The following is a 12,952-nucleotide window of genomic DNA, read 5'->3' on the forward strand; positions in this document are numbered from 1 at the left end:
TCTCCCCGGAGCTGGTCCGGGGAGAGCGTGCGTCGGCGATCACTGCGCCTGCGAGTCCCACCACTTGTCCAAGTTCTCCGCGACCTGCTGCGGGGTCGACCCCGAGTAGAGCGACTGGATCTGGCTGCCCAGCTCTGTCGAGTACCCGGGCAAGGGCTGCTCGTCCGCGGCCTCTACGAAGGCCCCGGGAGAAGCATCCACGATCTTCTGCACGCCCTCGCCCAGGCTGGACATCGTGTAGGTGTAGCCCTTGCGGAAGTTGCCGTCTGCTGCCAGCTCGCTGGCGACCGCGGTCTTGTCCGTCGTCAGCCACTTCACGAGGTCGATCGCTGCCTGCTGGTTCTTCGACTGCTTCACCACGACGTACGGGTCGGCGATGTTGCTGAACTGCTTCGTCGGATACTTGCCCGTTGTGGGCATGGAGAAGACGCCGAACTGGTCGCTGACCTTCGCCTGGTCCGCCGCAGGGACGAAGAACGAACCCATGATGTACATCGCCGACTTGCCCTCGAGGAAGTTCGTCTGGCCGTCGGCGTATGCGAGGCCCAGGTCGCTCTTCTGCAGGTAACCCTTGTCGACCCACGACTTGTACGTCTTCAGCGAGTTCAGGTAGTCCTTGTCGCCGGCGAACGTGACCTTGCCGGCTCTGCGCTGGCTGATCCAATCCGGCGTCTTGGTCATGGTCGTCGAGTCGTTGAACAGCGTGAACTGCGAGCCGGTGACCCACTGGCCTGCGGTTTGCAGCGGCTCGTAGCCGGCATCCTTCAGCTTGCCCATCGCATCGGTGAACTGCGACACCGTCTTGATCTTGGATGCGTCGAGGCCGGCCTTCTTGAACGCCGCCTTGTTGTAGAAGACGAGCGACTGCACCTGCTGACCGGCGCCGACGAGATACGTCTTGCCGTCGATCTTGTAGTTGTCGACGAGCGGCGTGTCCTTCGTCCACGACTGCTTGGACAGGTCCGTGAAGAGCTTGGCCGTAGCGGCGGTGGGCGTGACCTGCTGCACGATGTCCGGCGGGTCGCCGGCGGCGAGGTCCTGGTTGAGCTTGTCGCTCGCCGAGATGGTGCCGGTGCGCTCGAGCGCGACCGTCACGCCGGGGTGCGCCTTCTCGTACTTGTCGAACAGCTTCGTCCAGTACGCGACGGTGAGGTTGGGCGAGATGTTGACGATGACGCGCAGATGCGCGCTCGCCGCCTTCGAGGCACTGGCGCCCGTGCCCGACGAACCGTTTCCGGAACAGCCGGCCAACACCATAGACGCTGCGCCGGCGACCACTGCAACGGCGCCGATGCGCCGCCAGATCCCCTTGCCTTTCATTCCGACTCCACTCTGATGTCTGGGGGTGAGGCGAGAAAAGAGACCTTAGCCTCGTTGCTCGTTTCGACCATCGTCCATGCGCGAACGACTATCGATAGTCGAAAGAATGACACGAGCGGATGCCGGCGTCAAGCCGGGGACGCACGCTAGGTCGAAGCTCAGAGGGCGGGCTGTTCGCCGAGCGGGTCCTCGGGCGACGACCTCGGCGGCGCTCACAGGCTCTCTCCGCCGTCGACCGGCAGCGATACCCCGGTGATCATGGACGCGTGCTGCGACGCCAGGAACACGGCGGCCTCGGCCACGTCGGAGGCCGTCACCCATCTCCCGAGCGGCTTCCGCTCTGCCTGCTCGGCGAGCTTCGCGTCGATCTCCTCCGCCGTGCCGCGCATCGTCGCGCGCAGCATCGGTGTGTCCACACCGCTCGGGCACACCGCATTCACCCGGATGCCTTGCCATGCGAGGTCCACTGCGAGCGTGCGCGTCATGCCGACGAGCCCGGCCTTCGCCGCGGCGTACCAGGGCGCGCCTGGGTGCGCCCGCAGTCCTGAGGTCGAGCCCGTGAACGTGATGCTCGCTGCATCCGAGCGAGCGAGGTGCGGTACCAGCGCGGTGACGCAGTTCGCCGGGCCTTGCAGGTACAGCTCGAGCATCGGACCGAGGTCGGCCTCGACCCTGCCTGCACTCAGGAACACCGCATCGATGCGTCCGAACTCGGCAACCGTTCGCTCGGCGAGCTGCTCGAGCTCGGAGAGCACCCGGATGTCCGCCCTCGTGAAGATCGCTTCCGAACCTTCGCCGAGCAGGTCGGCCACCACGCGCTCTCCGCGTTCCGCATCCAGGTCGGAGACGCTCACCTTGGCGCCGCGGGCCGCGAACAGCTCTGCGGTGGCCTGCCCCATTCCCGAGGCGCCTCCGATCACCACCGCGACGCGGCCCTCGAAATCCCTGCCGACGGCGGCCCGCGCCTTCCGCTCCGACTCGTCGTCGACATCGACCGGCATCCTCGCCATGTCTTCCTCCTCAGTTCTCGTCAATGCTATCGTTCATCGATAGTCGCTAGGATGCTCGTCAATGGTGGCGTCGCATCCGGTGACTCGCCCAGCGTGCCGGACGACGGCACGCCGCGTCGAAGCGCTCTCGACAGTGCGCCAACGCCGTCGCGAAATCGCGACCAGAAAGGACGGTGAGTCCATGCCCGTGCTCGATCTGCCCATCGACCAGCTCCGAAACTACCTGCCGGCGAGCACCGACCTACCCGACTTCGACGATTTCTGGCGACACACTCTCGCCGAGCACGCGCGAGCATCCACGAGCGCCCGATTCGAACCGGTCGATTCTCCGTTGGAGACGATCGAGACGTATGACGTGACCTTTCCGGGGTTCGACGGGCAGCCGGTCAAGGGATGGCTGCACCTCCCCCGCCATCGCGAGAGCGAGCTGGCGTGCGTCGTGCAGTACATGGGATACGGAACAGGGCGAGGAACGCCGGTCACGCTGCAGAACCTGCTCTACAGCGCCGCGGGGTACGCCAATCTCATCGTCGACAACAGGGGCCAGGCGGGCAGCGACACCGCCGACGGCGACGGGACGCAGGCGGCGCAGGCATCCGGGTTCCTCACGAAGGGCGTGCTGAGCCCGGAGACCTTCTACTACCGCAGGCTCATCGTCGATGCGGTCGGCGCGGTGCGCGCGGCAGTGGAGCATCCGGTGGTCGACGCCGCTCGGGTCGCGGTCGCCGGCGGCAGCCAGGGGGCCGCTCTGGCGCTGGCGGTCGCAGCGCTCGACGACATTCCGGTCGCCGTGCTCGCTGACCTCCCCTTTCTCAGCCATATCCGCCGAGCGGCGGATGTCGCATCAGCGGGTCCCTACCTCGAGCTCACGGAGTTCGGGCGCGCACGGCCGGAGCTGATCGATCGCGCCTTCACCACGTTGAGCTACTTCGATGGCATGAACTTCGCGGCACGGTCCACGGCTCCTGCCCGGTTCTCCGTCGCACTCATGGACGACGTCGCCCCTGCCTCGACCGTGTTCGCCGCGTACAACCGCTATGCGGGGCCGAAGACGATCGACGTGTACCCGTTCAACGGGCACGAGGGCGGAGGACAATTGGCAGCCGAACGACGCCTTGCGTTCCTCAAGTGTGTCTTCGCCGACGAAGGGCTCACAACGGCTGAAGCGGCGAGCCTGGCCGAGATCGACTCGCTGGCGTAGGCCGCACACCGTACCACCGCTCGCGCAGCGCCCTGCGCTCGCGGCCCGCCGCGCAACAGGCTCAAGCTGCTCTGTCGGTGCCCCGCTATACCCTGACCGCATGGCGAAACGCATCCCGTTGGAGGGCGCCGAGGTCGAGGTGGTCTCCGCCTTCGATCACTGGGACGGCTTCTACGACGTCATCGGCGTGAAGAAGCCGGGCGGCAAGGGATGCTGGTGCATGTCATATCGCGACACGAGCGTGCCCGACCGCGGCGCCTACATGAAGGCCGAGTGCGAGCGCGAACCCGGCCCCGGCGTGCTCGCCTACGTCGACGGCACACCGGCCGGATGGTGCTCCATCGCCCCGCGCTCCTCCTACCGCAGGCTGATGAACTCGCGCACCATACCTTTCGTGGACGACGAGGATGCCTGGTGCGCCGTCTGCTTCGTGGTCAAGCCCGCCTACCGCGGCCAGGGGCTCATGAACACGCTCCTCGAGGGCGCCGTGCGGCACGCGCGCGAACACGGTGCGCGCTTCGTCGAGGGGTACCCGATCGAGGTGACGGGCGAGGCACGGGTCGACATCATCTCGGGTTACGTCGGCACGACAACCCTGTTCGAGCGCGCCGGTTTCGAACGCGCGATGAAAACCACGGCCCATAGCGGCGGGCGGGAACGCTGGATCATGCGTAAGCAGGTGGACGTGACGACGACCTGAACGCCCGGCCGCTCGCCTGCTACAGCCGCGCCTCCGGGATCGTTGGCTCGAAGAGCTCGACGGGATTGCCGGACGGGTCCTCGATGAGGATCTGCCTGCCGCCGACGCCGTCGACGATGTCGTTCCGCATCCGCACGCCTTGCTCGCGGAGCCGTTCAACGAGTGCGTCCAGGTCGTCGACCTCCAGCGCGAAGCGGTTCCAGCCGCCGGGCCGCGGCAGCGTGCCGTCCGGCATCGCCGCGCCACCGCCGGCAGCTCCGCTCGGCGCGCTCAGCACCAGCCTGAGCTCGCCGCGCGCCAGCATGGCGAAAGCCGGAGCTGGATGCATGATCAACTCGAACCCGAGCCGGTCGACGTAGAAGCCGATCGCATCGTCGACGTCGTTGACGATGTAACGCACGCTGACCGCAGGCATCCTTCGCCTCACTCCCTGCACGCGACCGACGGGACCCGGTCACCGATACCAGGGTCGGTCATCCGTCGGCGTGGGTCCAGCCCTTGTGGATGCTCCTATGCAGTGTCAAGGGTGAGTTCGAGGTCTTTTCGGAGTGCTCGGTAGAGCTCTCGGACGATGGCTCTTTTGAGGCATCGGATGGTCTCTTTCTTGGTTTTGCCGTTGGCGGTGCGTTTGGCGAGGTAGGTGCGTGTGGGTTCGTGCCAGCGCAGCCGGTTGATGACGATCATGTGGATCGCGGAGTTCGCTGCTCGGTCGCCGCCGCGGTGGAGTCGGTAGCGGGTGGTGTTGCCTGAGCTTGCCGGGATGGGGGCGACGCCGCAGATGCGGGCGAGGGCGGCTTCGGAGTGGAGTCGGTTCAGGTTCTCGCCGGCGGTAGTGAGGATTTGTCCGGCCGCTTCGGGTCCGACGCCGAAGGTCTTCATCAGCGTCGGGGCATGCTGGTGCAGGATGAGTTCGAGCTCCTTGTTGGCTTCGGTGATCTCGTTGTCGAGTTGCTCGATTCTGCGGGCAAGGCGACGCAGCATGCGCTGCGCGGCCGCCGCCGGGTCGTCCAGTGCCAGGTCAGTGGGCGGGCGCAGTTTCGCGCAACGTGTCACCAGTGCAGCCCGGTCGTAACCGGCCAGGCGTTCGCGGAGCTGTTCCGGAGCGGAGTAGAGCACGCCATGGATCTGTTGGATCGCCACTCGCCGGGCGCGGACAGCGCTGCGCCGTGTCGTACGGATCAGCCGGACTGCTTCCACGAACCCGTCACGATCTTTCGGTGTGGTCGACGCGGCGCCACTGAGTGTCGCGCGCGCGGCGTTGATCGCGTCGATCGGATCCGACTTCCCTCGCGCTCTGCGATCCTGCCGGTTCGGTCGCAGGACCTCCACGACGGTGATGCCGTTGTCCTTGAGGTGTCGTTGAAGGCCAGCACCGAACGATCCCGTCCCTTCAACCCCGACTTTCAGGAGAACACCGAACGCGAGCAGCCAGGTCACCAGCTGCGCGTACCCGGACGCGGTCGCCGGGAACTCGCGATCGCCGAGGAGTTGCCCGGTCGCAGTGTCCAGAGCCGCAGCATGATGCGTGGACCGGTGGGTATCAACCCCGCCCACCACGGTGCGATCCAGATGTTGGTTTGTCATGCTTGTCCTGCCGTCCTTCATCAGATGGATAGGTGATGAAGTCGCCGGCGTGACGGTTGGACCGCACAGAGACGGGCCTGTTACTGCAAGCTCCTATCAAGTCACGGCCGTCACGTCGGTGACTGTGTTGCACCAGCCCCGGCAGTGGTCGACAAATCCACTTGAAGACAACCAACGCGTCAATGGAACCAAGAGTCAGACCGGGCTGTCGGAGCTAGCAGCACCACTCTGGCAACGCCGCGACGACGATGGAAGCGAGAATCAGGACGACACCAGAACCGGCGCCCCCTCATGCTCTCTATGGAACCACCACCACATCAGGCCGGCCGAGACCGCCATGGTGCCGAGGCCGAGCAGGAAGAACGCCCACGGACCGACGAGCACGTGCCCGACCTCCCAGCTGAAGTTCATGCCGAAGAACCCGGTCAGAAAGCTCAGCGGCAGGAAGATCGACGCGATGATCGCGAGCTGCTTGGATGTCGCGCCCTGCTTGTTCGCGACGGTGGAGAGATAGAGATCGGTGCAGCTGGCCACCATCTCGTGGTACGAGTCCAGCTCGTCGCTGATGCGGATGAGATGGTCGTAGATGTCGCGGAAGTAGTCGTGGCTGTCGGGCTCGAGCCCCGCGAGATCGGTGATCACCTCGATCTCGCGCGCGAAGACATCCCGCATGGGCACGACCGCCTTGCGGAGTCTGAGCAGCAGACGCTTGAGCCGGAACGTCTCACCGAGTTCGCGTGACCCGGCGCCCGAGACGATGGCGTCTTCGAGGTCGTTGATCTCCTCATCCAGGCTGGCGAGCATCGGGAAGTAGCTGTCGACGACCACGTCGACGATCTTGTACACGTAGTACCGCTCCGTCTTGGGAGCCGTCGTGCGAGTGAACTGGTCCCTGAGCTGCTGCAGCGGCGGATACGGGTTGCGGTGCAGCGTGACGATGAAATCGCCGCTCAGGTGGCAGTGCACCTCTTCGAGCGGATGCAGGTTCTCGTCCTCCGGCTCGGATTCGACGCCGCCCTGCAGCACGAGCAGGGCCGTGTCGCCGTAGGTGTCGAGCTTCGCCCGCTGTCCGAACTTCACGCTGTCTTCGACGGCGAGCGGATGCAGCCCCAGAACCGCACCCAGGTGCTCGACCTGCTCCCTGTTCGGGTCGGGAAGGTCGAGCCAGAAGAACTCCTGCTCCTGCCGCAGCCGGCTGATCAGTGCGTCGTCGATGGAGTCGAGGATGCGCATGCGGGCTCCGCTGTACGAAGGTGGATGGGGCATCCGTCAGCGTAGCCCGGCGTGCCATCCGTTCCGCACAGGCCCCCGTCTTCCCGTTCACGTCGCAGTTCTTGTCGCTTTCGGCGCATCATGGCGACAGAAACTGCGACCTGAGCATGACAATCGGGGGCGCCGAGCTTCAGCAGCCGAGAGCCTCGGTAACGCGACGCGCCAACCGGTCGGGGTCCCGGAGCAGTGGTGCCGTGACCTCGATGACGGTCCATCCTGCCGCCCGTAGCGCCGCGATGCGCTCTACGTCCGCCGCCCAGGTCGAGCGATGAACCTCACCGTGATACTCCACAATCACCCGCTGTTGCCGGTACAGCATGTCCACGCATCCGATGAACCTGCCAGAAGCGTCGTACACATCGACGTTCAGTTCCGGTTCGGGTAGACCGCGGCTTACGAGTTCGAAGCGAACGTGCGCCTCTCGCGGCGACCAGGAATCCTCCCGGATAAGCTCGAGCGCTTCACGCAATCGTGCGGCACCCCGACGGCGGCCCGCAGCGAGTGCGGCTCGCAATTGCTCACGCGTCGCCAACGGTGGCTTACCCGGATGGGGACGACGGAATCCCGTACGCCAAACCCGGCAGAAGTAGTCACCGAGTGCGATGAGGTCGGGCAGGGCGAGAGTTCCCATGCTGGCCCAGGTCGAGGCGGGCGAGGTCACGCGGAGCCCGTCGACTTCGCGCACCGAGGTCATGTGCGCCTGTGCCCGATGTCGCGTCACACCCTGCGCACGCGGCAGCGCGGCTTCGCCGAACGCGCCGACGTGTAGTGGTAGGTCCTCTCCGATGGCGGGATCGCCGGACTCCGTGAGGACCAGCGGAAGCGGGCCTCCCCAGGCAGAAACCGCCGTGTCTTTGCAGAAGAAGTGGTTCTCGTGCATGCGTGGCAAGTACTCGCGGGCACGCATCACGCGCGAACGTCGCTGGAGTTCGTATGGGTCGATCTCCTCGTCCTCATCGACCAGGGGCTCGCTTCCCAGCGAGCGAACGCGATGAAAGGGTCGCTCAAGCTCATGATGACGGAGCCGCCCGGGTGAAACGCCTAGTCGGCTTGCCTCCGCGACGCTGAACCGCGTTGGCAAGTCGGCCGGTAGTGCTCGTGGAGGTTTCATCGTCACAACGTGGCATATGGCGGATGACCCCAACCGGGTGTCCACAAACGTTGAGCGTTGTCCACAAGCGGTGACGGAGTCGCCTCGGGAAGCCATCCCGACTCAGGTCGCAGTTTTTGTCGTCTCAGGCTGCTTGAAGCGACAGAAACTGCGCCCTCAACGAGTTGGCGTACGTCGCGGTCCAGGTGGACGCGACTCAGGTCGCAGTTTTTGTCGTCTCAAGCTGCTTGAAGCAACAGAAACTGCGACCTGAACGGGAGGTTCTGGGCACCGCACTACATGCGGGCGGAGGCCTCCGTCAGCACGCCGCGCAGGATGTCCCGGATCTGGCCGAACTCGGTGGGACCGATGGTGAGCGGCGGCGACAGCTGGATGACCGGGTCTCCACGGTCATCCGCCCGGCAGTACAGCCCCGCGTCGAACAGCGCCTTGGACAGGAATCCGCGCAAGAGCCGCTCCGACTCCTCGTCGTCGAACGTCTCCTTCGTCGCCTTGTCTTTCACGAGCTCGATGCCGAAGAAGTACCCCGCGCCGCGCACGTCGCCGACGATCGGCAGGTCGAGCAGGGTCTCCAGCTCGGCCCGGAACAGCGGCGAGTTCTCGCGAACGTGCTCGTTGAGCTTCTCCTCCTCGAAGATGTCGAGGTTCTCCAGCGCCACCGCGGCTGAGACCGGATGCCCGCCGAACGTGTATCCGTGCGGGAAGGATGCCTCGGCGTGCTTGAACGGCTCGTACACCTTGTCGCTGACGATGCAGGCCCCGATGGGTGAGTATCCGCTCGTCATGGCCTTCGCGCAGGTGATCATGTCGGGCACGTAGCCGTATTCGTCGCACGCGAACCACTGGCCGATTCGACCGAAGGCGCAGATCACCTCGTCGCTGACCAGCAGCACGTCGTATTCGTCGCAGATCTCGCGCACGCGCTGGAAGTATCCGGGAGGCGGCGGGAAGCATCCGCCGGCGTTCTGCACCGGCTCCAGGAACACCGCGGCGACCGTGTCGGGCCCTTCGAACTCGATCATCTCCGCGATGCGATCCGCCGCCCACTGCCCGAAGGCCTCGAGGTCGTCACCGTGCTCTGGTGCCCGGTAGAAGTTCGTGTTCGGCACCCGGAACCCGCCGGGGGTGAGCGGCTCGAACATGGCCTTCATCTCCGGGATGCCGGTCAGCGCGAGCGCGCCCTGCGTCGTGCCGTGGTAGGCGATCGACCGTGAGATCACCTTGTGCTTCGTGGGCTTGCCGCGCAGCTTCCAGTAGTACTTCGCGAGCTTGAACGCGGTCTCCACTGCCTCGCCGCCGCCCGTCGTGAAGAACACGCGGTTGAGGTCGCCGGGTGCGTAGCCGGCGAGACGGTCGGCGAGCTCGATGGCCGACGGATGCGCGTACGACCAGATCGGGAAGAACGCGAGCTGCTCCGCTTGCCGGGCCGCGACATCCGCGAGTCGTTTGCGTCCGTGACCGGCGTTGACGGTGAACAGCCCGGCCAGTCCGTCGATGTACTCCTTGCCGTGGATGTCCCACACCCGGTGACCCTCGCCGCGCACGATGATCGGCACACCGGGGCCGTCTTCCATGACGGACTGCCGGGCGAAGTGCATCCACAGGTGGTCGCGTGCCTTCGCCTGCAGGCTCGCCTCGTCGAGAGCGGGTTGCGCGGTCGTCAGTGTCTCGGTGCTCGTCATCGTGCCCTGCCTTTCGTATCGCGCGCCGCTTTCCGCGCTCGGGCGGCGGCGATGCGCCTCCCCATTCTGTTCACGACGGATGCCGCGAAGCACCCCGCACGGACGAATCGGCCGATTCCCGACGGTTTTGCGACGGGTGCCGCAGCGACTGGTATCCCTGGATGCCGCGCAGCACGAGATTGCGCAAGGCCAGGCCCGAGGCGGTCTTCGGCACCAGCATCGACGCGCTGCGGCGTACGAGCCTCTGCTTCGGCATCACGAACACGCGGTGCCGCCGCTCGTACTCGGCGAACGCGGATGCGGAGTCGTCCGGATGCCTGGCCACGGCATCCGCGAGCGTGCTCGCTCCGACGATCGCGAGGGACGATCCATCGCCGAACAACGACACCGACGAGGCCGCGTCTCCGAGGAGGGCGACGCGGGCGGTGTGCCAGGCATCCAGCCGAATCTGGGTGACAGTGTCGAAGTAGACGTCGCGAGCGGCGACGAAGCGGTCGAGGAACTCCGGAACACGCCAGCCCAGGCCGGCGTAGGCATCCGTCACGATGGACCGGGCGGAGTCGGCCTCGCGCGAGTCGAAGGCCGCGGCGAGCGGGCTGTGGAAGATGAAGGCTCCGATCGGCATTCCCGTCGACGGATGCAACGAGAACGAGAGCCCGGGTACGTTCAGCATGGTCATCTCCTCCGGATCGACCTCAGCGCCCGGAGCGGCGACCGTGGCGACAAACATGCCAATGCGGTCCGCGAACCGCGTCTCGGGCCCGAACGCGAGCGTCCTCACCCGGGAGTGCTGCCCGTCGGCGCCGATAACGATGTCGTAGCGGCCGGATTGACCCGATTCGAAGTCGACCTCGACACCGTCGGAACGCTCGCGAAGCCCGGCGATCGCCTCGTCGAACATCACGTGCGCACGATTGCGTGCTGCCCGCACCAGGATCTCGGCGATCACCGCACGTGGTACCTCTACTCCGTCGCTGCCCGCGACAACGGCGGACGCGGGCACGGCCGCGACACGGCGTCCCTCCCGGTCGACCGCGACGAGACGTCTCACGCTCGTGGCAGCGGCCCGGAGCTCGTCGGCGACGCCCATCCGTTCCGCAATGCGGAGCGCCTCACCGTGCACATCCACCGGGTTCCCGCTCGAGCGCAGCCCGGTCGACTTCTCCACCACGGTCACGTCGATGCCCCGCTCGGCGAGCTGCCACGCCAGTGCTCCGCCTGCGATTCCCGCGCCCGAGATCAGTGCTGTTGTGATCGGCATCCGCGTCGCTCCCGCAATTCGCATTCAGTGCATTCCCGCATCCACTGCAAGTTAGCACTGAATGCTAGAGTGTCAACTGTGACCATGCCTGAACCGTTGACTCTGCGCGACCGCAAACGGGCGCAGACGCGGGAACGCATCATCGAGGCTGGGGTGCGGCTCTTCACCGCGAAGGGCTACGACGAGACGACCGTCGCCGACATCGCCGCGGCCGCCGACATCGGCACGCGCACGTTCTTCGGCTACTTCGAGAGCAAGGACGCGCTGCTGTTCGGGTCGGGCGGCGACCGTATCGCGCTCGCGGTGCAGACGATCGCGGAGGCGTCTACCGACGACGACCCGGCACGCGTGCTGCTCCGGGCTCTGGACGACGCGGCACAGGTAGACGCGGCCGACATGGTGAGCGAGCCGGCGATACTGCGGCTCAGGCTCGTCGAATCAGTTCCCGCCGTTCGCGCACGCGCCGCCGCGGAGCAGTTGGCGGGTGTCAAGGCGATCGGCAACGCGCTCCGTTCGAAGTTTCGCCACCTCGACGCCGCACGCGCGGCCGGGCTGGCGGGCGCGTTCGTCGGCGCGAGTACTGCAGCCCTTCAGACGGTGCTGCTCGAACCCTCCGGCGGGTCGCCTGCGGCCCGTGCCCGGCGCATCCACGCTGCAGTGGCTGCGGGCCTCGGCGTGAAGGATTGATCGCGTGACCACCATCGCCGACGTCCGGCTGCACCGCGCCACCGTTCCGCTGGTGCGCCCCTTCGTGACGGCGGTGCGCACGGCGACGCAGATCGAGGCGCTGCTGATCGAGGTCGTCGACAGCGACGGAGGCAGCGGATGGGGCGAAGCGCCGACGAGCTGGCGCGTCACGGGCGAGAGCCCGGCGAGCGTCACCGCAGCGGTCGAGGGCCCGCTGCGCGACGCGGTGCTCGGGATGCCCGTCGACGGCACGGCGGATGCCGCAGCCGAGGCCAGTCTCGCCCTGGACCGCGCGGTCGTGCGCAACTCGGCCGCTCGGATGGCGGTGGACTGCGCGATCTACGACCTGGCGGCGCAGGCGGCTGGACTCCCATTGCATGCGCTGCTCGGGGCATCCTCGCCGACCGTGCGCACCGACATGACGCTTTCCGCGATCGCCAGCGACGACGGCATACCAGGCCTTGTCGAGACGGCCGTACGGCATCGCGACGCCGGCTTCGGCACACTCAAACTCAAGGTCGGTGCGGGCAGCGACGATGTGGCCGCGATGCGGGCAGTGCGGGATGCCGTCGGCGACGAGGTCACGCTGCGCGCGGACGCCAACCAGGCCTGGGCGCCCCAACGAGCGATCGACGTGATCCGTGCGTGGGAGGATGCCGGGCTCGCCGTCGAGCTCGTCGAGCAGCCCGTGCACCGGGACGACCTCGACGGTCTCGCGTTCGTGACAGCGCACGTGGACACACCGGTGCTGGCGGACGAGAGCGTGTGGACCTCGCGTGACGCTCGCGAGGCGATCACGCGGCGGGCCTCGGACATGGTGAACATCAAGCTGGCGAAGACCGGCGGCATCCGGGAGGCGCTGGTCGTGCTCGACCTCGCGAAACGCGCGGGGATGTCGGCGATCGTCGGCTGCATGATGGAAAGCCACGTCGGCATCGGGGCCGCGAGCGCCGTTGCTGCCGTGATCGACGGGCGGTCCGGGTCCACGACCGCGCACGACCTCGACGCCGGACTGTGGCTGAGTGAGTCGCCCGTGCAAGGCGGCATCGGGTACCACGGCGAGACCGTGACGATGTCCGCCGAGCCCGGGCTGGGCATCCGCCGGCTGCACTAGCCTCAGCGCC

The 12,952-nt window shown here is 66.7% G+C and carries 13 protein-coding genes; 5 read left to right on the top strand and 8 right to left on the bottom strand.

The window, feature by feature from the left end; all coding sequences use genetic code 11:
• Positions 1–39 precede the first annotated feature (39 nt).
• Together ACYVI5_RS14860 and ACYVI5_RS14865 are read right to left on the bottom strand one after the other, a co-directional pair.
• Positions 40–1,320: an ABC transporter substrate-binding protein gene (locus ACYVI5_RS14860; protein ID WP_460580891.1), complete on the bottom strand. Its 1,281-nt coding sequence runs from the start codon at positions 1,318–1,320 to the stop codon at positions 40–42.
• Between the two features lie 212 nt (positions 1,321–1,532).
• Positions 1,533–2,330, bottom strand: coding sequence for an SDR family NAD(P)-dependent oxidoreductase (locus ACYVI5_RS14865; RefSeq protein WP_460580892.1), 798 nt, complete (start codon positions 2,328–2,330; stop codon positions 1,533–1,535).
• Between the two features lie 181 nt (positions 2,331–2,511).
• On the opposite strand from ACYVI5_RS14865, the gene ACYVI5_RS14870 reads away from it, so the two are divergent.
• Positions 2,512–3,531: an acetylxylan esterase gene (locus tag ACYVI5_RS14870; protein ID WP_460580893.1), complete on the top strand. Its 1,020-nt coding sequence runs from the start codon at positions 2,512–2,514 to the stop codon at positions 3,529–3,531.
• A gap of 100 nt (positions 3,532–3,631) precedes the next feature.
• Complete coding sequence (locus ACYVI5_RS14875; RefSeq protein ID WP_460580894.1) at positions 3,632–4,231, top strand: GNAT family N-acetyltransferase; 600 nt, start codon at positions 3,632–3,634, stop codon at positions 4,229–4,231.
• A 19-nt stretch (positions 4,232–4,250) separates the two neighbouring features.
• Here ACYVI5_RS14875 and ACYVI5_RS14880 read toward each other — a convergent pair whose 3' ends face one another.
• The 4 genes from ACYVI5_RS14880 to ACYVI5_RS14895 form a co-directional block, all read right to left on the bottom strand.
• Entirely contained in the window at positions 4,251–4,646 is a 396-nt protein-coding gene (locus tag ACYVI5_RS14880) for a VOC family protein (RefSeq protein ID WP_460580895.1), read from the bottom strand.
• A gap of 95 nt (positions 4,647–4,741) precedes the next feature.
• Positions 4,742–5,836 carry an IS110 family RNA-guided transposase gene (locus ACYVI5_RS14885; protein WP_460580896.1) on the bottom strand — a complete coding sequence of 365 codons (1,095 nt, stop codon included), beginning with the start codon at positions 5,834–5,836 and terminating at the stop codon, positions 4,742–4,744.
• Positions 5,837–6,076: 240 nt separating this feature from the next.
• Positions 6,077–7,081 carry a magnesium transporter CorA family protein gene (locus tag ACYVI5_RS14890; RefSeq protein ID WP_460580897.1) on the bottom strand — a complete coding sequence of 335 codons (1,005 nt, stop codon included), beginning with the start codon at positions 7,079–7,081 and terminating at the stop codon, positions 6,077–6,079.
• A 136-nt stretch (positions 7,082–7,217) separates the two neighbouring features.
• On the bottom strand, positions 7,218–7,967 hold the full coding sequence (locus tag ACYVI5_RS14895) for a DUF559 domain-containing protein (RefSeq protein WP_460580898.1): 750 nt from the start codon (positions 7,965–7,967) through the stop codon (positions 7,218–7,220).
• Here ACYVI5_RS14895 and ACYVI5_RS14900 point away from each other — a divergent pair.
• Positions 7,962–8,123, top strand: coding sequence for a hypothetical protein (locus ACYVI5_RS14900; protein WP_460580899.1), 162 nt, complete (start codon positions 7,962–7,964; stop codon positions 8,121–8,123). The genes ACYVI5_RS14895 and ACYVI5_RS14900 overlap by 6 nt on opposite strands.
• Positions 8,124–8,473: 350 nt before the next feature.
• On the opposite strand, the gene ACYVI5_RS14905 is transcribed toward ACYVI5_RS14900, so the two are convergent.
• Positions 8,474–9,880 (bottom strand): aspartate aminotransferase family protein, encoded by a 1,407-nt coding sequence (locus ACYVI5_RS14905; RefSeq protein ID WP_460580900.1) that lies wholly within the window; start codon positions 9,878–9,880, stop codon positions 8,474–8,476.
• Positions 9,881–9,950: 70 nt separating this feature from the next.
• Complete coding sequence (locus tag ACYVI5_RS14910; protein ID WP_460580901.1) at positions 9,951–11,141, bottom strand: FAD-dependent monooxygenase; 1,191 nt, start codon at positions 11,139–11,141, stop codon at positions 9,951–9,953.
• An 84-nt stretch (positions 11,142–11,225) separates the two neighbouring features.
• Here ACYVI5_RS14910 and ACYVI5_RS14915 point away from each other — a divergent pair, with 84 nt between their 5' ends.
• Together ACYVI5_RS14915 and ACYVI5_RS14920 are read left to right on the top strand one after the other, a co-directional pair.
• Positions 11,226–11,828, top strand: coding sequence for a TetR/AcrR family transcriptional regulator (locus ACYVI5_RS14915; protein ID WP_460581286.1), 603 nt, complete (start codon positions 11,226–11,228; stop codon positions 11,826–11,828).
• A 4-nt stretch (positions 11,829–11,832) separates the two neighbouring features.
• Entirely contained in the window at positions 11,833–12,942 is a 1,110-nt protein-coding gene (locus ACYVI5_RS14920; protein ID WP_460580902.1) for a dipeptide epimerase, read from the top strand.
• Positions 12,943–12,952 lie beyond the last annotated feature (10 nt).

This window comes from Humibacter ginsengisoli (assembly GCF_054780095.1).

Excerpts from the sequence above, each read along its gene's own strand:
- ACYVI5_RS14860 (WP_460580891.1), bottom strand. The coding sequence starts at position 1,320 with ATGAAAGGCAAGGGGATCTGGCGGCGCATCGGCGCCGTTGCAGTGGTC.
- ACYVI5_RS14865 (WP_460580892.1), bottom strand. The coding sequence starts at position 2,330 with ATGGCGAGGATGCCGGTCGATGTCGACGACGAGTCGGAGCGGAAGGCG.
- ACYVI5_RS14870 (WP_460580893.1), top strand. The coding sequence starts at position 2,512 with ATGCCCGTGCTCGATCTGCCCATCGACCAGCTCCGAAACTACCTGCCG.
- ACYVI5_RS14875 (WP_460580894.1), top strand. The coding sequence starts at position 3,632 with ATGGCGAAACGCATCCCGTTGGAGGGCGCCGAGGTCGAGGTGGTCTCC.
- ACYVI5_RS14880 (WP_460580895.1), bottom strand. The coding sequence starts at position 4,646 with ATGCCTGCGGTCAGCGTGCGTTACATCGTCAACGACGTCGACGATGCG.
- ACYVI5_RS14885 (WP_460580896.1), bottom strand. The coding sequence starts at position 5,836 with ATGAAGGACGGCAGGACAAGCATGACAAACCAACATCTGGATCGCACC.
- ACYVI5_RS14890 (WP_460580897.1), bottom strand. The coding sequence starts at position 7,081 with ATGCCCCATCCACCTTCGTACAGCGGAGCCCGCATGCGCATCCTCGAC.
- ACYVI5_RS14895 (WP_460580898.1), bottom strand. The coding sequence starts at position 7,967 with ATGCACGAGAACCACTTCTTCTGCAAAGACACGGCGGTTTCTGCCTGG.
- ACYVI5_RS14905 (WP_460580900.1), bottom strand. The coding sequence starts at position 9,880 with ATGACGAGCACCGAGACACTGACGACCGCGCAACCCGCTCTCGACGAG.
- ACYVI5_RS14910 (WP_460580901.1), bottom strand. The coding sequence starts at position 11,141 with ATGCCGATCACAACAGCACTGATCTCGGGCGCGGGAATCGCAGGCGGA.
- ACYVI5_RS14915 (WP_460581286.1), top strand. The coding sequence starts at position 11,226 with ATGCCTGAACCGTTGACTCTGCGCGACCGCAAACGGGCGCAGACGCGG.